We start from the raw sequence: 19,675 nt of genomic DNA on the forward strand, positions 1-19,675 counted from the left end.
TTCAGACGGCGAAGATGAACAACGTGGACCCGCAGGCTTGGCTCACCCAAACACTTGAGCGGATCGCCAACGGCTGGCCGAGCAGCGATCTCGATGCACTCATGCCGTGGAATTACGCGCGCTGAACGGTCTCAGCTTGCCGCTTACGACCTTCGTGCGCATCGGAGACAACAAGGTTCACACCACGTAATCCTCGACGTGTCAGCCTGCGCAAGAATTCCGTCCAGATCGGTTCGGCCTCCGAGGTGCCAACTTCCATACCCAGGACCTCGCGCCGACCGTCGTTATTGACGCCGACCGCGATAATGACGGCGACTGAGACATGCGGCCGCCACGCCGGACCTTGAGATAGGTCGCGTCCACCCAGACGTACGGCCACTCACCTTCAATCGGCCTGTCGAGGAACGCCTTCACTTTGACGTCGATCTCTTCACATAGACGGCTCACCTAGCTTTTGGAGATGCCGCTCATACCCATGGCCTTGACCAGGTCGTCGACAGAACGAGTCGAGATTCCCTGGATATACGCTTCCTGGATAACGGCCGTCAGAGCTTTCTCTGCCATGCGGCACGGTTCAAGGAAGCTCGAATCCCGATCGCGGTATCCGTTGCGTTGTGCGAGCCGCATGGGGTACTTCTCGCCGAAGTCTGCACCCGTAGCCGAGCCTACTTCCAGCTCCATCAGCCGCTCGGCGGCAAAGCCGATCATCTCGCGCAATAAATATGCATCGGCACTCTTCTCAACAAGGGAGCGCACGTTCATCATGTCATTGGTCATCGGTGGTCTTTCCGTCAGGTTGGTCTTGAACAACCCGACCCTAGCGGAAAACACTGATGGCCGCCCGCAAAGCCGATCACCCGCTACAGCGCAACGAGAAGCGCGCGGGCGCTCGGCTTTGCTACCTCCCGTCAGCTACACCAGGTGCTGGGACACGATCGGTAAATGGCCAACGCGTTTGCTTTGTGATCAGCCGTTATCTTCGACGAACCGAATAGCGTCTTGCAAGAAGCTCCGGAAATAGTCAGGATTTTCGCACATCGGAAAGTGCCCAAGCCCCTCCATAACGACATGACGGCTGCCAGGAATGAGGGCCGCTAGCGCTGCTCCGTCTGCAGGCGTCGCAGAGTAGTCATAGGTCCCGGAGAGAAGAACGGTCGGTGTTCGCTTGGCATCAATCTTCGGACCGACGACGGCACCGTCGAACTCGTCGCTGTAGAACGAAAGATCGCCGGGATAAACTCCAGGAGCACCCTGCGAGTAGATCCAACTGGCGCGGCGTCGCTCTTCTTGCGGGCTGAGCGGGCTCATGATTCCGCGGACATAGGCTGAGTTATGAAGCGACCCATGAACGTTGACGTTGTGTTGAAAGGGGTTGCGACGGCCCTTTGACTTCAACGGCGGCTCGACCGCAATTACACCCATTAGACGTTCCGGTCGCTCCGCCGCCAGCACCATGCACATCGCCGCGCCCATAGATCCTCCAACGACGATAGCTCTGTCTCCGACGAGCTGGTCGAGTATCGCCGTGCACCAGGTCAGGTAGAGATCCGTTGTGAGTTGATAGGGCGAGCCGTCCCAAGTTAAAGGAGGCATCGAACGTCCGTGAAAGGGCAGATCAACTGAGATCAATCGGTTCGTACGCGCAAACCCAGTGTCGGAGAGTTGCGGTAGAAACTGACGGCCGTCTGCGCCAGCCGTATGGAGGAAAAGGATAGGAGTTCCTGCACCGGCTTCCTCGTAAAAGATATCGTGTTCTACGCCGCCGACCTCTACCCGCTTATAGCGTCCGGTGACCTGTTCAATATTTCGATCGACCTTCGGCGCAACTAGGGGCGGAGACGCTACGACGATCTCGAACAGTCGCTCCAGAGCGGGACGCGCTTGAGCGATTGCTACGGGCGAACCAGATAACGTGAACTCAGGGTTAGCGAGTTGAAAGGCGGTGAACGAATGGTAGGTTGCCGGCGGCGGCACCTGCATAACCTTTTCCCAAGCTCCGTCTGGGGCACTCAGTATGACGTCAGCATTTTCGTCCGCGCCGTCCAGTGCGACTATCCCGCCTCCCACAGCAAGTGATGACTTTTCTGGTCCAACTTGCAACGAGATCCGTGTTGTAAGACCTGGGGTCAGTCGCGGTAGCTCCGGATCTTCGATCGCCAGGGTTACGCGTTTAATCAGCTCGGCATGGGCGCCCATACGTCCTCCCTAACAAAATGATGTTGTTGGGAAGCCGCACTTCCTGTGCCTCACCTCCCATAAGAGAGGTAAGCAGATTTTCAGACAATCTGTCAACCTTAGCCGTCGCCTGAACTTCGTTTTGTGGAACTACTCGGAGGTTTCGACGGGGTTCTTGCTCAAGTAGTCCAACGCCACCTTAGCCGCGATTTCGATATGGCGCTTGCAAAGCGCGGCTGCCCTGTCGCCATCACGCAACGCAATAGCGGCCGCAATCTCTCTTATCTCGAAAACGCTGTTCTGCAGCCGCCCTGGCTGGGTCATCGATGTCATCCGCAACAATGTGACCCGGTTGTGCAACGACGTCAGCATTTGCTTCACAAACACGTTCTTGCTGCCGGTCATCAAACAATCGTAAAAAGCGGTCTTGGCTTCGATGATCCGCGTTCCGGAACCGCTCTTGGCTGCGGCTTCGAACGCTTCCACGGTCTCGAGGAGAGCAACGATCTCTTCATTCGAACCGTTCTCGGCGAACTCCTGGCCGGCAAAGCTTTCAAGCAGCGCGCGTACACTATAAAGCTGCCTAGCCTCCTCGTAGCTGATAGTGCTGACAACCGGCCCCCGATGCGGATAGCTAGTAATAAGCCCTTCAGCTTCTAACTGGCGTAGCGCCTCGCGAACTGAAGTTCGGCCAACCCCGATGAGTTCGCACAACTCGCGCTCCACCAGCCGCTGCCCGGGCTTGAAACGGCCACTTGAAATAGCCTGCCGGAGCTTATCCTCAACAAGGATTCGAAGAGAGGCGTTTTGACGTGTAATCTGGAGGTCGATCGTTCCCATTCACAACAAACCTTCGATGAAATTTCTAGTGACGCACAGAATCAATATACTGCCGGAGCGTTTCGTAGGACAACCCGATTGTCTGCAAACAGCAAAAAATTTCAATCGGTTTATTGTGGGTCACAGGAGAACTCTAGCGAACTGGAGGTCTGGCGCAAGGGGAGAAAATTTCCGTAGCACCTCAGGGTCATGACCCGGAATGATGAGTCCGTTTGCTCCGGCAAGGACGCGGAGCTTGTTGTAACCCTCGATTACCTCTAGGTAATCTGCAAACAGGGGAAACGCGCCGTCATTTTCAAGATAGTGCTGGAAATGAAGCGCGTCGGAAGCGATAACCAGCAAAGCGCCGCCTGTTGCCACCGTAACAACTTGCAAACCTTTCGAGTGACCGCCAACCAGATGCACCCTGCATCCAGGAACAATTTCCCCATCCCCATCATGGAACCGTACCCGTGACTGAAAAACGAGCCGGACCGCGTCGACGACACCTTCTGTAGCAAAAGGCCGACGCATTCGCTCATGGCACATACACCGCCCCGTTCCATACGCCATCTCCCGATCCTGAATGTGAAAAGTGGCGTTAGGAAAGGCCGGGAGGTTTCCGGCGTGATCGTAGTGCAGGTGTGTCACAACGACATCAGTAATTTCGCTGGATTTGATGCCAAGGCTGCTCAGTGCTGCCACCGGATGGATCAAGAGGGTCCGCCCTCTGGCCGCGCCCTCTCCGGCTTCGAAACCAGTGTCGACAAGAATTAATCGGCCCTCGAGACGGATCAGCCACACGAAGTAGTCGATTTGTGATGGACGATCATGAATGTCATCCGTCTCTAGTATCAGGTCACTTACTGGTCTTTGCGCGGTGCCGTAATGGATGGCGAGCACTGTCCACTCGTTCAAGAGAATTCTCCCCGCCATCAGTCCATCAAGACTAGGTGTCGATTGATCTCGGCCCTGTCAAGACGGTCGAAAACCTCATTGATCTCATCAAGGGGGCCAGTGCTCGACAGCAATTTGTCCACTGGCAGCTTACCTTTGAGGTAAAGGTCGATATAGCGGGGTATGTCGCGCGATGGCACGCAGGAACCCATATAGCTGCCCTTGATCGTTCTCTCCTCTCCGACCAACGGCAAGGGCGAAACCTCGAAACGGGAATTTGCGCTGGCCAGTCCGGCCGTAGCGGTCATCCCTCCGCGCCGGGTAATCTCATATGCAAGCTCGAATGCCTTTTTGGATCCAGCCATCTCTATCGCGTAGTCTACCCCGCCGCTTGTCGCGCCTTTTACTTGGGCAACAATATTCGGCGAGGTGGCCAAAAAAGTCTTCGTCGCTCCCAGCTCCTTGGCAAGATCCAGCTTCGCTTGGATTAGGTCGATCGCCACGATATCGCTTGCACCGCTCGCAACAGCGCCAAGTATCGCCGAAAGGCCTACGCCGCCGAGCCCGATTACCGCCACACTACGGCCTGGGCGGACCCCACACGTGTTCATCACAGCTCCAACGCCGGTCATAACGGCACATCCGAAGAGAGCAGCTGTCGCCAAATCGATATCTTTGGTCACTTTGACTACCGAGCTCGCCGACACGACAGCATATTCGGAAAACGCAGAAACGCCGCTATGGTGGTTAATTTCGTATCCTCTCAAACGGATGTGCTTGCCGCCGGATAGAAGCGTTCCTGCAGCATTGGCCTGGTAGCCCGGTTCGCAGAGGCTGGCGCGGCCTTCAGCGCAATATGAGCAATGGCCACAAACCGGCAGAAATGACATGACTACATGGTCACCAACCTCAACCTTCTCGACACTCGGTCCGATTGCTGCGACGACGCCAGATGCCTCATGGCCTAGAGCGACTGGAAGCGGACGCGGTCTGTCCCCATTGATTGCGGACAGGTCAGAGTGGCAGACACCGGCAGCCTTGATCTTGACCAACACCTCCATGGGGCCAGGCGGCGTCAGTTCCACAAGCTCAATCTTAAGAGGTTTCGAATTTGAATAGGGCTTCGGCAGACCCGACTCCCTGAGGATTACCGAACGCATCTGCATCTTTGAAATTCCTTATCGATGTGCAAGCAACTGCATTGGAGAGGGGATATAGCGGAATCCGTCTCCGTTTCGCACCACATGCCCGGCACCTGGCCATGCGAAGTGATAGGACATTACCGCAATGCGATCTGTCGCCAGCATATCAAGCACGCGCGTGCGGGATCTAGCTGACAGCTTCGGGTCCGTGTCGTATCGGAATTCCATCATCGGCCTCTCCATCAACAGGATATGATGGTGCGTAAGGTCGCCGAGAACACAGAGGCGATCGTTTCCCGACTGCAGCATAAAACAATGATGACCGAGCGTGTGGCCGGGGGCCGAAATCGCGTGAACGCCCGGCAAGAACTCCTCGCCGTCTTTGAAAAAGAAGGTCCGATCCTTGTGGGGAAGCAGGTTTCGCCGAGCGTTATCGATTTGAAATTGAAATGAAGAATCGATCGACGACCCGTCCGTCCAGTCCGTGAAGTCTCGCTCACTGATGAAGATGTCGGCGTTCGGGAAATTTAACCTTCCATTGGCATCGCACAGACCGCCGATATGATCGATATGGGCGTGCGACAGAACCACCGCATCGATCTCCGTCGGATCTCGACCTGCCTCTCTCAGGCTGGCTAGGAGCCGACCTGTGGTGGGCCCGAAAGCTTTGGAAGACCCCATCCCGGTATCAAATAGAATTGTTCTTCCATTTATCTCAACAAGCGGCACATTTTGCTCGAGTACAACTTTGTTCGTTGGCAGGAAATTGTCCTCTAGCATCAGGCTGACCGTGCGTGGCTCTACCCCCAAGAAGTTCAGGCGAGGATCTCCTAGCTCTAACGGCCCGTCGGACAGTACCGTGATTTTTCCATCGCCAAATTCGAACGGATAAAAATACGGAAGCTTGGCCAGGTGATGCATACTAAGAGACACTGATTTTCCTCCCATCAGGTGCTTGGCTACATTTTTGGCAGATTGTATGATAATCTGTCAAATATTTTTGAAGAAAGCCATTCGAGAGCGACTGCCTTGCTTTAGGAGCCGGTGTACCGCGTTTTCCCCGGCCTACCGAATGCCGCGCAGTAGGAGCAGAGCATTCGAGAATGCGGCTCGCGGGGCCGCACAACGCATGGTCGTTGACCCAGCGTTGCCCCCTGTTCCGCGAAAAACCGCAGACATTCAGAGATTGACGAGGCTCAAGTTGAGTTGTCTCACAGCGCGCACCGCATCACCGTCCATCAGACAGGTGACTTTTTCCCATATTCGCGCTCATCATCGCGAAGCGGCGTAACGATCTGAAACGAAGCCGGTGGCGGACGCGCGCACCCAAAGAGCGATCAATTCCATCTTCGGCAGGGCCTTGCTGTAAAAGAAGCCTTGCGCCGAACCGCATCCGTTCGCTGCGAGAAATGCTGCCTGCTCGGCGGTCTCAACACCTTCCGCTACCACGTCCTGTCCAAGACATTGTGCAATGGACAGAATCGCTTTGACCAATTCTTCGTTCCTTTTGTCCGAGCTATTTATGAATGACCGATCGATCTTCAGCGTGTCGATCGGGAAGCGGGCTAGATAGTTGAGCGCCGAGTAACCGGTGCCAAAATCATCGATAGCAATCGAAAATCCCATTTGACGCAGCTTAAGAAGCGTCTGCAGGGTCTCGCCCTTCCGATCGAGAAGCAGACTCTCCGTGATTTCGATTTCGATCCATTCCGCGCGGCAACCGGTTTCACCGAGGATTGCAGCGATCTCGTTTACCAACCGTGAGCATTGGAATTGCTTACCCGAAAGGTTGACTGCAATCTTGTGCAGGTGGTGGCAATCGGCGTTCAGCTCCTTCGCCGTCTTGCACGCTTCACGCAGCACCCATCGCCCGAGTTCAACGATCAGCCCGGTATCCTCAGCGACCGGAATGAATCGAACCGGCGGAATCATGCCCATCTCGGGATGAGGCCATCTCAACAACGCTTCCGATCCTATCATAACGCCGCTGTCCAGAAGCACCTTGGGCTGGTAGTGCAGCTCCAATTCTTCGCGCTCGATAGCGCGGCGCAATTCAGATTCCAACTGCATGCGCTCCTCCACGCCCACAGTCAAATCCTTCGAATAAAAGCGAAAACTGTTTCTCCCCGAGCGTTTGGCAAGATACATCGCAGAGTCGGCGTATTTCACCAGATCGTTGACATCTGTGCTGTCGTCGGGCGAGATCGCGATGCCTACACTGCATGACACGTAGACTTCCTTGCCATCCAATAGGAAAGATTCCTTGAATCTCTCGAGGATCGAGCACGCAACCCAATCGAGATCGTCGGTTGTCTGGATTTCCGGCAACAGAATCGCGAACTCGTCGCCGCCGAGACGCGCAACCGTGTCGAGATCGCGGACAGATTTCTTAAGCCGGGTAGCGACCTGGCAGAGTAGTTGATCACCCACAGGGTGACCCATCGTATCGTTCACGACTTTGAAATGGTCGATGTCAATCAGCATTACCCCTGTCCGCCGACGTTGAGACGACGCGTCACTGACGACCTTTTGCAATCGCTCGTTAAACAGCAAGCGGTTCGGCAAAGAAGTCACCGGATCGTAAAAGGCCATTTGCCTGATTTTTTCCCGCGAGGCGTTCAGTTCCGTGACATCGCGAGAGACCCCGAGGACTCCTGTAACCTCTCCCCCGGCGCCGAGGACCGCAAGTTTACGTGTTTCGAGAAGAATGGACTGACCGTTCTCCGGGGAAACCACCCAATTCTCGTCGATAAGTATGCCACCGGCTTCGATCGTGGCCTCATCAGATTTTCCGGAAATGTGAGCTCTCTCAGCCCCGAACAATTCAAGGTCCGTTTTTCCAACGACCTCCGCCTCTGATTTCCCGGTCAGCCGCTCAAATGCATGATTGCACAAAAGGTGTACGCCATCGACATTCTTTACCCAAACCATGTCAGGAATGGTTTGCAGCACACTTAGCAATTGCGTCCGCACGGAGTTGATGGCGTCTTCCGCCTGCCTTCGTTCCGTGACATCACGCGAAAATGCCAGGAGCGTGGTGGCGGCGTCAGGATCGGCGCTTGGTCGTCTAGCCACCGACAACTCGAACCATCGGGTCTCGCCGTTTGGCAAGGATACGCTAATGCATCGACCGTAGGCAACTCCTTCACTGCTTGCAGTTCGAAGCGCCTCCATTGCAATAGCCGCTTGATCAGGCGCAAGAACTTGGTCGACCGTCCTACCCAGTAGCATTTCCCGCTGCTGGGCTAGTAGTTCGGGATTTCTGGTCCAGACCTGAAGATATCGCCCATCCTCGTCGACCTCAAACAGAACGTCTGGAATAGCGGTGACGATCCCTTGGGCTAGTTCGAGAGCGTTTTTGAGTTCCTGCTCCGCCAACTTGTGTTCGGTTATGTCGATGATAACGCCAATCAGACCCGCGGGCTCGTCGTCGTGACCTCTGAAAACTGCCTTGTTGCAGACAACATCCAGGATGGCGCCGTTTGCGAGAGCGATCTTACGCTCGGAGACTTGGGCTCCACCCCTTTCAAGAAGGCCTTTCTCTTCAATAGAATAAATTTCCGCCAGTTGCGTTGAACTGAGATCAAAATCTGTATTCCCGATGATCTCGTCGCGCGAGCGACCGAGGAGATCTTCGAAAACCTTGTTGCAACCGACATAGCGACCGTGCAGATCTTTGAAGAAAATTGGGAGGGGCAACACGCCGATCAATGCTTCAAGCAGCGCTCCTCGGTCGGCTGAGGTATCATGATGCAGCGCTTCGTCTCTCCGGCGATTGCGCCTTTTCTGAAAAAAGGAGCGTTGCCAAAGCGGTTGTAAAGTCGAATTCATCGTGAAGCTCCTTACCGAGGGCCAAGACAGGATGCATCATCCATCCGATCAGGAATTCCGGGAACGCCACCCAAATCATTCGAGCAACAAATTGATGCAGATATGTCAGTAAGGCCTCGAACCGCGCGTCGGCCTGAGCCGGATAGTGCGGTCGGAAATGAACTTTGCTTTCACATTCGAAGCAACAACCTTCGCGGCAGCACGTAGATTGATTGGCGCAATGAGTATGTTGTCCCGTTTGGCGAGAGGAGGGCCGGAGGAAGAATGCTACCGCGGAGCAAATATGTTCGTTGGAACCGGATCGCTTGGCTCATGTCTCCTGAGGCGACCCGGGCATTTCCCAATTTGAACTGTCATTCCTTAGCGCAGCCTACCTTGCACGAGAGCCGATCATGAAGGCACCGCATTCCACACAGACCCCGCATGCGATCTTCAATCGGCCGGCTTCCAGGAGAGCGGATCCGCTGGGTTATCGAAATATTTAGCAGCAGCGCTGGCAGACCACCAAGCTGTATTCTTCGGCTCGATCCAATCCTCAGAGTTAGGATCGCAATCAGCTGGCAAATCCGCCATTACATCCTCTATGGTACTGGGAATTGCTGGCCGCAGGATTGTCTGAATTTTGGGGCCCTGTCCCTCAAGAGTTCGCATCATTACGTCCCATACGAAACCCGCCTCAGAGCGCGGCGGCCAGAAATGAAAACTCTTGCTTACGAAGTCGGGGTTCCGTCGCCAGTAACAGGCTGCCGAAGCTTCGCCCCCTAGAACGATTGGGATCATGTCGCGCCCGGACTGGCGCACCGCGTTGATAACACCATTCTCAGCTCCCGACTGAACGATAATACCATCAATTCGACCGGGATTCGCTGCAAGGAATTTTTGCACCTCGGCCTGCGCGACCTTGTCTGTCCACTTCCCGTCGACATGACCTACGATCTTTATCTCGGGATAATACTCCAGAGCCTTCTTTGCGCCGACGTCAAAGCTGTCCGAGGAGGCAAAGCCGGAGATCCCCGAAACGAGAAGCACATTGCCACTTCCTTCGATTTCTTCAGCGAGCCACTTCGCCGCCTCAAACCCGCCTTGCATGTTGTTCTCAGTTGCGTTGACGGCGAACGGCGATGTTACGTAACCAGAGTACGAGAACACAGGCACTCCTTTTGAATACGCATACTCTATCGTAGGATTAAGCGCCGTGAGGTTCGAACAGCAGATAATAATTGCATCAACGCCGTCGTCTACCATCTGCCGCATCTGCCTGATCTGGACAGCGTCTTCAAGATTTGACTGGGTGACGATGAACTCGGAGACCAGCCCCGCTTTCTTGAAAGCTGGAACAATCTTGTTTGTGAACTCATCAAGAATACTCGCACGCCAAGAATTGTCAGCATATGTCGATGCGTACCCAATTTTCCACGGCGGTGCTCGCTGTGCCTTAAACGTGCGGAAGACAGATTCACCTGTAGGCAACTTTGGATCGAGCAACTCGTAGGTTTTTCGTTCCTCCCGCGGCAATTCCGTAAGGCCACCGGCGGCCGCTACAGAAGGGATCACCAAGCCGGTGATTAGAATAATGGCTCTTGTAATTTCACGTATGCGCACGGATTTGATACCTCTCGTGTCTCTGAGCATTGCAAAGCAGTTGATCTCTTGAAGGTTGATCGGCTCTAGGTGGGTTTTTTACAGTCAGACGGGCGGCGAAAGGGAGACCAAGAGCCTAAGGCCGGATTTCGCTTCCGTAAGCGGATTTCCCTTCAGTAGAACGCCGCTATCACAGTGGCCATCCGACGCGTGGCAGTCTCGTTCGATGCGCAGCTTACGCCACTAACCTAACCCGACGCGTCGACTTATCTTCGGTCAATTTGAATGAAGCGAGCCGCTCGCTGAGTTCGTTAGTCTGATCCGAGAGAGTCTTTGCCGCGGCATTTGTCTGCTCGGCCATGGCAGCGTTTTGTTGTGTTCCCTGGTCAAGTACATTGACGTTATTGTTGATCTCGGCGAGGGACGCCGCTTGCTCGCGGCTCGAATTGACGATTTGATCAATCCGATCGGAAATCTTCAAGATCGACGCCGTTATGTTGTGTAACGCCTCACCTGCTTTCCCCACGTAATCTGAGCCGATCGCCACCTCCGAAGAGGATTCCGAAATCAGGTGGCGAATCTCGCGGGCTGCAGCTGATGATTTCTGGGCAAGTTCGCGCACTTCCTGGGCTACGACTGCAAAACCCTTTCCGGCATCTCCAGCACGAGCCGCCTCGACACCAGCATTTAGTGCCAAAAGATTTGTCTGGAACGCAATCGTATCGATCAAACCAATGATTTGGCCGATCTTGTGGGACGCGTCTTCTATTCTGCCCATTGCGTTGATCGCATCGGTCACAATGGTTGCCGCACCCTCGGCGTGTTCTTTAACAACGGACACGAAAGCCTGGGTTTCATAGGCATTCTCGGATGATTTTCTGACCGTGACCGTCACCTGTTCGACGGCGGCCGCAGCCTCCTCCAGTGAGGCGGCTTGCAATTCAGTTCGCCGCGACAGATCATCTGAGGCTTTGAAAAGCTCGCTGGTTCCCCATTGAATTTGATTGGTATTCTCGTCGATATGAGACACTGTCTCTCTCAGGATCGAAAGCGAGTGATTGAAATCGCGCCTCAGCGGCTCAAGATTGGGATGGAATTGGCGGTCAATTTCTTGAGAGATGTCGCCACGCGCCAATCGAGATAACGCCTCTCCTAGAATGGTGACGGCAGTTGCGACCTCCTCCTCCATCTGAGCGCGTTCGCGTTCACGATCCATCCGCTCCTGTTCAACGGTTTTCCTATCGGCTTCCGTTCGTGTCTCGATGTCCATCTTCGAGACAGCATTTTCACGGAAAACCTCGAGTGCGCGAGCCATTTCACCTATTTCGTCTCTCCGGTCACGTCCGACAATCTGCGATCGAAGATCGCCCTTTGCCAGCTCTTGCATGCGCTTCGCGATCCGTTCGATCGGGGCGCGAAGTGTCGCCATCAGGCCGGCGCCAGCCGCCAAGGCTACCAAGACGCCGGACACTGTGGCGATAGTTGACAGCAAGCGGGCAAGATTGCTTTCATTGCGAGCATCGTTTTCCTGAGTTGCTGCAAAGGTTACGAGGTTTTTCCAGATCTCCTGGCCGGTTTTGTCCGCCTCAGAATATTGCGCTTGGCGGGCTTCCGCTATCTTGACCAGCTTCTCTGTGTTCTCTTGGATAGAATCCACCTGGGCGAATAGATCTTCCTGCATTTTATCGAAGCCAGATATCGAGCTGGCAACGCCTCCAACTGCCACGGTGTCACGCGCCAATTTTGTAAGTTGCTCAACGAGGCGCTGCTGATTCTCTGCGTTGGCTGTACGGAACAGGTTATTGATTTCGATTTCGATCGAATCGGCGTCCTGGCCGATCGTTGTCGCCGTCGCAACAAGCATTTCGGAATCCGTCAACGCTTTATCCAACGCCCGGATCGCATTTGTTCCTTCAATCATGTGCTGGATCGCATCCACTCGCAGGTTCGTCGCAAAGCTCTGTAGGTCAGAGCCGGCAAGCCGTGTGGAAGGGTCGACAAATTCGGGGTTGGCGATTAGCTTGGCGATAGTCCTCTCAATTTTAGTAACGGCCTGCTCGTCAGCAGTCGAGACTACCCGCTTAACTGTTTTTAGCGACTTTTTGATCACAAGCCCTTGCTGGGCGACAGTCGGAGGCTGCTTCGCTCCGTCCGGCAAGCTCACCAAGTCTTCCGCCATGTGTTGCATAACTGATGCCGTATCGAGTGAGCGGGTAGCCTCCCGGAGCATGGTTTTCCCGGAGTTCTCCTGATTGCGTACTTGTGAGCGCACATCAACCGCAGCCAATTTAAGGGCGCCTCCGACCTCCTTGATCTTCGACAAGTTGGAAACAATGTCGCTGCGAACGGATTCCTCGTCATTATGCAAAGACCACATGCGGCCGATGCTGCCCGAGATAACGGACATTGCCGATACACTGTTTTCGAGCGCACCAGTTTCGCTCCCGCTACCTGCCGCCGCTTCCTGGAGCGACTGCATGGTTGCGCTCTGCCCGTTTAAACTTGTCAGCGCCTCATCTCGGTACTCCGTTGAGCTTTGCGCCAAAAAGCGGTTCATGCTTTCCGCGACACTTCGAAACCCGCTCAAGGTCTGAAGAACCTCATTTGAAAGCCGAAGACGAGACTGAAGCAAGCCAGTTGCTTTTAAGCCGACCCCACCAACTGCCGCCAATATCAGGATCAAGGGTACAAGTACCAACAACACCTTTGCTCTTATGGTAAAGGTGGACAACAGGCGATCGACGAACATACTTACCTCCAAAGGGCTCAAACGGTGCTGGGGCCTCGCTTTTGGAATAGTAATGTTTGAGCCTGAACGAACATGGATAAGAGTTTCACTAAAACAATCGAAACTTTTTTACGTGTTGTTAGGATTTGACCTCTTACCCATTGCGTCTTTCGAGAAACTTAACGGAAGGTTAATACCTGCAGATTTGCCGGATCAGAACGTGGGAGTGGATCTATCTGCACCGAGGATCGATCTCCAGCACGTTCCCTGTCAGCTTTCCGGACAGTTCCGAATTCGCCAGGAATTGCACGGCGTGGATCACTGTTCGAAGCACGTCATTTTCGCTTGAAGACGTAGAGTTCACATCGCTGGCGTGTACAGCATTTATCCTCAGCCCGGAACCGAAATATTGCCTAGCAATTGCGGAGGTAGTAGTGCGCAACGCCGCTTGAAGGACGGCTTCTGCTTCCAGCGAGGTCGTCTCTTCGAACCATGCGACGTCCACTACGGCAAGCTCCGCGCCCTGAAGTCGAGAGCTAAAGGCACCTGTAACTCTGATTAGATTGGATACGGCATCAAGCCCCAGATTCGCGCTGGATAGCGATCCCGTTACAGTTTGGGTTGTTTCATTTCTGCGGAAAACTATGTTCACCAGAACGTCGACCCGTCTCCAGCGCAAATACACCTGGTCAGCCATTGAGTTGACGTAAACGTCTCTGTTCGGGTTGACTTTGACCGGTAAAAAATTGTTTCCTTGGCCTTCAGCCAGGGAGGCGAAGTCGGCGGGATTGGCGTCGCCTACGGCGACCCGATAGCCTTTTTCTATAAATGAGCGCGCCAAACAAAGACCAACAGGATTTGACGCGCCTATCAAGACACAGACTTTTTCCCCAGGAGAAATGTTGGCGTCACTGTCACGTTCAACCAGTACCTCGGTCGATGGAGTATGACACGCCTTGTGAGTCAGAGACGCTTGTATCACGCGCCGGTCGCCGCTTCCGGCAGATTAAGAAGGTCGACAATTTGTGCATTTTTGGCCAAGTTTAGCACTTATAACTCCCGGTCCGTCGCTGCGTCTCCCGCGAACAAGCAATGCGCGGGCGATATAGTAAAATTTTTGTCCGACAATCTGTCAATTCCTTTTTGCGATTTTCGGCGGACACATGTCGAGACCGGCGTCATTTTGAGGCCTCATGCCCGCAATGCCGTAAGCATCGGTATTCCGACACCCGGTTGAGTTTGATGTGGTCTTTCCTGTTAGTCTTCTCTCGCCGCCACGTTCCGATTTGATCGCGCTTTTCGCGTTCGCGCGGCACAGACAACAGCACGCCTATGGCAGCACAAGCTGTTTGACCATCATCAGGTTTCGTCCTTAAGCTCTTCTTTTGCCCAATCAGACGCCCGGAGTCCGTACCCGCTAAGAAGAGCGCAAAGTCAACCCAATGCGACGAGGCGCGGCTTACGCATTGATATTTGCCGCGACCGCCTCGCTTAGTAGGCCAAAAGAACTCGTCGACGTCTTTGCGTCTCCGAGTGTTGAGCCTGGAGCGTGCCTCTCTTATACGTCATAACCGAAGTATGCTGATGCGCAGGTTAAGAGGACCAGCGTGTGGCGAAATCGTGGGGCCATCCTACAGCACAATCATTTTTCTCCGTGTCGACTCAACGGCCTCCAAGGTCGGTTGGCGTAGGTTCTCTCCCACTCATAGCACTCCCACCCTTCCCGTGACGGGCTGCGATCGAAAGCAGCCCGTCACCCCTCGCCTTGGGAGGCATCTTTAGATTGATTTGCCGTGCGGGAACTCCACTAGAACCGTGGCAGATTTCCCTGATGCTGCCTTGCCTTTGATCAGGAATAGCATTAACGTATATCAGACAATCTGTCAATCTGTTCGAGGCTTGTGGAAGCCAGTCATCGCATCATTAGAGGCTTCCCAACTGCAGCGCTGAAAAACTAGGAGGCCATCTCGAGCGGGAGAACGTGGATGTCGGTGCTGGTGATGATCCGCCATGACGAAAGCCTAGGGAATGAGAGATTCAACCGGCCTCCACAAAGGTCCGAATCGGTCATGTACGCGATCAAAATCGCTCGCACGCCATCCGGTCTCGAGCTTTGAAGGTTTGGAAAACTAGTCCCGGCATGTGCGAGTTGGTGTTCATAGATAGGTTATATTGGATGACCGAAAGTTTGTTCAGCAAGCCCGATGAAGGGACCTTAGTGAAAGACAACTTTATCGAGGGCTCCGATCCCGAACGTCTTTTGCCTTTGATATCATCGCCCCTGGCGTCATCTGACCTTGCTCAACACGACAGTAGATCGCTTAACTCTCGCTGCAGTCGAATTTCCCTTGATGGTTTTGGCGTTGCGGATGCCCATCATGAAGAGGCGTTCTCGGTCATGATAGATTCCCCAGTTGACGTCGTAACGGTCTTCCTGCCGGCGTCCGGGAATGCAGTCTTTCATTGGTCTGGGCAACAGGTAGAGTCGCCGCATGTTGCAAATGCTCCGCTAAATGCCCGACAAGATGGCATAAGATCTCAACTGTCATTGACGATCGATACGCAATCCTTGCGTGACAAGCTTTCTCGCATGCTCGATCGGACGATCAGCGGAAATCTGCAAATTCAGCCGACCCTTGATCTTGCATCGAGCGCGGGAACGCTCATGCGAGAACTAGCCCTGTCTGCCCATCGCGGCCTCAGTGCCGGGGGGGCTCTGCGACAATGCCCGTCGGCCTATAGCTCGCTCCTCGACGCGATAGAGTACCTTTTGATCGAAAGCTGTATGCATCGCTATACCGATGAACTTCGTCGTCCGGCTCCGTCTCCCACGCCTCGCCACGTGAAACGGGCAATGGAGTTTATGGAAGAGCATATGGCTCAACCCATTTCCCTTAACGATATCGCCGCTGCGGCCAAGGTCAGCGTGCGGACTTTGCAGCACGGCTTCCGACAATTTCGTAATACCAGCCCCACAATGCACCTCCGAGACTTGCGTATGTGCGCAGCTCGACAGGAACTGCTGCAAAACGGCGCTAAAATCAGCGTTTCGGAAATAGCGCTTAAGTGGGGCTTCACACACCTCGGCCGTTTTGCTGCAGAGTACAAGAGACGTTACGGCGAACTGCCATCTAAAACAGTGCATATGAGCGATGTTCTGCCGCATAGGCGATCTATGTGTGCTTCGCAGGCCTCTCCGCCCGAAAGCTGACCCGGAAATAGCCCTTCGCGATGGCGCTGTGGTTCGCAGCGCTCCACCGGGCTATACCATCGCTGCGCCCTTAATTTTTCGGTCTGTCGCCACAGACGGTCAGCAGCCGAGCGTACAGTGCTTCAAGGTGATTGGTGATTTGGATCATTTGCAGCCGCTCTTGCTCCAGGCGCTGCGACTGTGCATCTTCGTGGCTTTCTAAGTGGGTATCTGTCTTAGCCTGTTGCCCGAAATTGATTGCGATAACTTTGGACATCTTCGAACTCTCGTTGAATTTCGTTAATACTCCGCGTCTTGAAGGAAGACAGTCGCGGAAGGTGAAAAAGCAAAAGTCTGCTAGGCAGCTGCGATGCGTCCTGATTGGTGCCAAACCTTTGCTCAAAACTAAGGAAGCATTCCATCCCTTGTTCAAGCGGAGTGATTCCGTAGCTGAAGGTTGGGTCGAAGTCGCGCCTAAGTCCGAACCGGTTGGATCCGATCGCCGTTGATCGATAGAATGCCAGAGACCTGATCGACGACCGGGCCGATGATACCATCTGCTACCTCAACGACGACAATGGCGCTGTGGCTAGACCGATGGGATTGGTTATCTCGGCAGCAAGCTCTATCACCGGAATGACAGAACCGGCAGATCCCTGAACCGAGAACATGCGTTAGGGGCAGCGGCGTCGCCTCTGCTAACCCCCGGATTTCCGGGATCAACGTCGTCTTCATGCAGAACTGCTGGCTGCCAGATGGAAACCGATAATATCCTGCGATGAATTATGACATGATTCATTAAAACTCTTCCCATTCCTTAGTCGCGACAGCGGCTGTAGTACGTCCGCCGAAGGCGCCGGCAAGCTTCTGGGAGAGGGCACGCGCTGGCGAGGCGGCCGGCTTACCGTTCTGGTGGGCAACACGCCGTACAAAAGTCGAACCGTCGAGCCTGAAGCGCGCAATAAGCCGCGCCAGATTGGAAGCCTCATCCGCCAACCGGTTGGTGGCCGCCGTCGATTCTTCCACCATCGCCGCATTCTGCTGGGTTGTCTGATCCATCTGGTTGACCGCAGTGCTGACTTCCGCCAGCCCGGTCGATTGCTCTCGTGCCGCCGTCGAGATCGTATGAACGTGCTCGTTCACCTTGATCACGTGGCCTCGGATTAGACCAAGGGCATCGCCTGTGGCCGTTACCAGCCTGACCCCAGTTTTGACCTCGTCGCCGGACCGGTTGATCAGCGCCTTGATATCCTTGGCGGCAGTGGCGGAGCGCTGTGCCAGTTCACGCACCTCCTGAGCCACAACGGCGAAACCCTTTCCAGCGTCACCCGCACGCGCCGCCTCGACGCCGGCGTTGAGGGCCAAAAGATTGGTCTGGAAGGCGATCTCGTCAATGACGTTAATGATCTGGCCGATTTCATCCGAGGCCTGCTCGATGCGGCCCATGGCGGCGACCGCGTCTTTGACAACCGCGCTCGACTGCTCGGTGCTTCTGCGTGCCTCATCGACCATATGGCTGGCTTCCGTGGCTCTTTCTGTCGAGCTTTTTACCGCCACCGTGATTTCCTCAAGCGCCGAAGAGGTCTCCTCCAGGGCCGCGGCTTGCTGTTCCGTGCGCTTTGAAAGGTCGCCTGAGGCGATGCGCATCTCGCCGGCTCCGCCGTTGATCGTGTCGACGGCGGAGCGAACCTCGCCTAATACGGATCGAAGGGCTGCCATGGTGGCGTTGACATTACTCTTCAGTTCACCAAAGGCTCCCTGAAACTCGCCGCACATGTTTTCCGTCAGATCCCCATCGGCAAGCGCTGAGATAACTCGGCGAGTTTCGGCGATGCCCCGGTCAACAGAGGTGACCAGTTCGTTGACGCTTCCTGCAAAACGGTCGAGAGCCGCATCGCCGTATTTCTTGGTGATGCGATGGGTGAAGTCACCGGCTACGGCGGCTGACACCACCTCGGCAATGCTCGACTGCAAGTCGGCGCTCTTGGCCTGCAACGCGGCCTCCTGCGCGTTCAGATCGCGGGCCTTGATGCTGTTTTGCTTGAATACCTCAACGGCTCTCGACATCTTGCCGATTTCGTCGGCGCGCATTGCGAAAGGAACCTCAGTGTCGAGATTACCATCTGCCAGTACGCCCATCGTGGTAGTCAACCGCGAGATCGGATCGGTAATCTTCCGGATGCAGTAAAGCAGGGCTATAATGCCCGTCGTAGTTGCCAGCGCCATGGCAAGAATGGTGACCAAAACCGTCGATGAAACGGCGCCCATCGTGTTTCCGACGGCCGCGACTCCACCACGCTTGTTAACTGCGACATCCTGGTCAAGGAGCGCTCCGCTATCATTATACAGTTTCGTCGTGGCGTCACTCGTTAGAAGAGCGAATGCTTCATCCTTCTTGCCTGCCTGCATTAGTTTAACAATCCGCTCGCCATCCTCCTGATATTGCGTCCACAAAGCGGAGAACGCGTCATAGGCCTGACGCTCCTCGCCGGATGTCACCATCGGCTCATATTCACCACGGGCATTCGCGAGATCCTCCATCTTCTGGCGGAAGGTGGTGATATTATGCGCAAGGCTCGTCGAATCTGATGAGTTTGTCACCAGCCTGAACTGCAGGATGCGGTAGTCCCCGGTGATCGTATTGATCCGATTTATCACATCGATCGATGGCAGCCAGTTGCTGGCAACTTCGGATATATTGCTCCTAATGGACAGCAGCTTGACGATACTCACGATGCCCTGGCCCGCCGCGAGAAGAGAGAGCAGAACAAATATCAAAGATAAAGCGAGTCTAATGGACTTGGGCATAAAGGCAAACCTTTTAGGTGAGGTGGACGATCGACTTGTCTACTCAAATCTTCCAATTGCCGTTTCATTCATTCGAACGGCAGATCAATCTTGTGGGTCTGTGACATAGCTGAGAATACCTATTGGTTGCGTTGGTTAATGAAGCCTTTCCTGCCCGTCTCGAATGCAAAAAGACGACGTTTTAAGGATAGTCAGGCGTCCAATGGATCGTCCGCGCTTGCAAGGAGGATGCAGCCGGCAAAATTTCATTTGGCGCCGTTCGAAGAGCATCATCGTTTTCAGCAACCGAGTTTCGCCCCGCCACGAGCGACCTAGAGCAAGTCCTGCGATCGATGAATCGATTGTGATGTGACGGCGTCCATCGAAGCTGATTCAACTCCACAGAGAAGAGGTGGATGATGGGACAAGCCCTGAGCGATGATCTTCGAATACGGGTTTTGAAAGCGTCTGCGGCGGGCATGTCGGCTCGACAGGCTGCGGCTCGTTTCGGAGTTGGGATTTCGA

Annotated in this window: 13 protein-coding genes and 2 pseudogenes; 3 read left to right on the forward strand and 12 right to left on the reverse strand. The window is 54.6% G+C overall.

The annotated features are described in order from the left end of the window. Positions 1–125: transposase domain-containing protein (locus tag CO660_RS31200; RefSeq protein ID WP_141504954.1), on the forward strand; the 125-nt coding region annotated here is incomplete at its 5' end. A 17-nt stretch (positions 126–142) separates the two neighbouring features. Here the strand turns inward: CO660_RS31200 and CO660_RS31205 are convergent. The 10 genes and pseudogenes from CO660_RS31205 to CO660_RS31255 form a co-directional block, all read right to left on the reverse strand. Then, positions 143–777: pseudogene (locus tag CO660_RS31205) on the reverse strand (transposase); the annotation flags it as partial. Positions 778–966: 189 nt separating this feature from the next. Further along, complete coding sequence (locus CO660_RS31215) at positions 967–2,196, reverse strand: alpha/beta hydrolase (RefSeq protein WP_077995106.1); 1,230 nt, start codon at positions 2,194–2,196, stop codon at positions 967–969. Positions 2,197–2,325: 129 nt separating this feature from the next. After that, positions 2,326–3,015 (reverse strand): GntR family transcriptional regulator, encoded by a 690-nt coding sequence (locus CO660_RS31220; protein ID WP_016737430.1) that lies wholly within the window; start codon positions 3,013–3,015, stop codon positions 2,326–2,328. 120 nt (positions 3,016–3,135) lie between these two features. Beyond that, on the reverse strand, positions 3,136–3,930 hold the full coding sequence (locus CO660_RS31225) for an N-acyl homoserine lactonase family protein (RefSeq protein WP_077995107.1): 795 nt from the start codon (positions 3,928–3,930) through the stop codon (positions 3,136–3,138). Then, complete coding sequence (locus CO660_RS31230; protein ID WP_004673287.1) at positions 3,930–5,057, reverse strand: zinc-dependent alcohol dehydrogenase family protein; 1,128 nt, start codon at positions 5,055–5,057, stop codon at positions 3,930–3,932. Before CO660_RS31230 ends, CO660_RS31225 begins: the two co-directional genes overlap by 1 nt. Before the next feature lie 12 nt (positions 5,058–5,069). Continuing rightward, on the reverse strand, positions 5,070–5,966 hold the full coding sequence (locus tag CO660_RS31235; protein ID WP_245304442.1) for an MBL fold metallo-hydrolase: 897 nt from the start codon (positions 5,964–5,966) through the stop codon (positions 5,070–5,072). A gap of 339 nt (positions 5,967–6,305) precedes the next feature. Beyond that, a complete protein-coding gene (locus CO660_RS31240; RefSeq protein WP_004673285.1) occupies positions 6,306–8,864 on the reverse strand; it encodes an EAL domain-containing protein in 2,559 nt (852 codons plus the stop codon). Between the two features lie 432 nt (positions 8,865–9,296). Further along, on the reverse strand, positions 9,297–10,496 hold the full coding sequence (locus CO660_RS31245) for an ABC transporter substrate-binding protein (protein WP_008534366.1): 1,200 nt from the start codon (positions 10,494–10,496) through the stop codon (positions 9,297–9,299). 184 nt (positions 10,497–10,680) lie between these two features. Continuing rightward, on the reverse strand, positions 10,681–13,194 hold the full coding sequence (locus CO660_RS31250) for a HAMP domain-containing methyl-accepting chemotaxis protein (protein WP_008534365.1): 2,514 nt from the start codon (positions 13,192–13,194) through the stop codon (positions 10,681–10,683). Between the two features lie 211 nt (positions 13,195–13,405). Continuing rightward, positions 13,406–14,155: an SDR family oxidoreductase gene (locus CO660_RS31255; RefSeq protein ID WP_011053351.1), complete on the reverse strand. Its 750-nt coding sequence runs from the start codon at positions 14,153–14,155 to the stop codon at positions 13,406–13,408. Between the two features lie 1,194 nt (positions 14,156–15,349). Here CO660_RS31255 and CO660_RS31260 point away from each other — a divergent pair. Beyond that, a complete protein-coding gene (locus tag CO660_RS31260; protein WP_016737424.1) occupies positions 15,350–16,384 on the forward strand; it encodes an AraC family transcriptional regulator in 1,035 nt (344 codons plus the stop codon). A gap of 70 nt (positions 16,385–16,454) precedes the next feature. Here CO660_RS31260 and CO660_RS31265 read toward each other — a convergent pair whose 3' ends face one another. Together CO660_RS31265 and CO660_RS31275 are read right to left on the reverse strand one after the other, a co-directional pair. Beyond that, positions 16,455–16,640 carry a hypothetical protein gene (locus tag CO660_RS31265; RefSeq protein ID WP_004673279.1) on the reverse strand — a complete coding sequence of 62 codons (186 nt, stop codon included), beginning with the start codon at positions 16,638–16,640 and terminating at the stop codon, positions 16,455–16,457. A gap of 521 nt (positions 16,641–17,161) precedes the next feature. Beyond that, positions 17,162–19,171 carry a methyl-accepting chemotaxis protein gene (locus tag CO660_RS31275; RefSeq protein WP_004673275.1) on the reverse strand — a complete coding sequence of 670 codons (2,010 nt, stop codon included), beginning with the start codon at positions 19,169–19,171 and terminating at the stop codon, positions 17,162–17,164. Between the two features lie 398 nt (positions 19,172–19,569). On the opposite strand from CO660_RS31275, the pseudogene CO660_RS31280 reads away from it, so the two are divergent. Then, positions 19,570–19,675: pseudogene (locus tag CO660_RS31280) on the forward strand (IS630 family transposase); the annotation flags it as partial.

Source organism: Rhizobium sp. L9, assembly GCF_002531885.1.
In the GTDB taxonomy this organism is placed as follows: Bacteria; Pseudomonadota; Alphaproteobacteria; order Rhizobiales; family Rhizobiaceae; genus Rhizobium.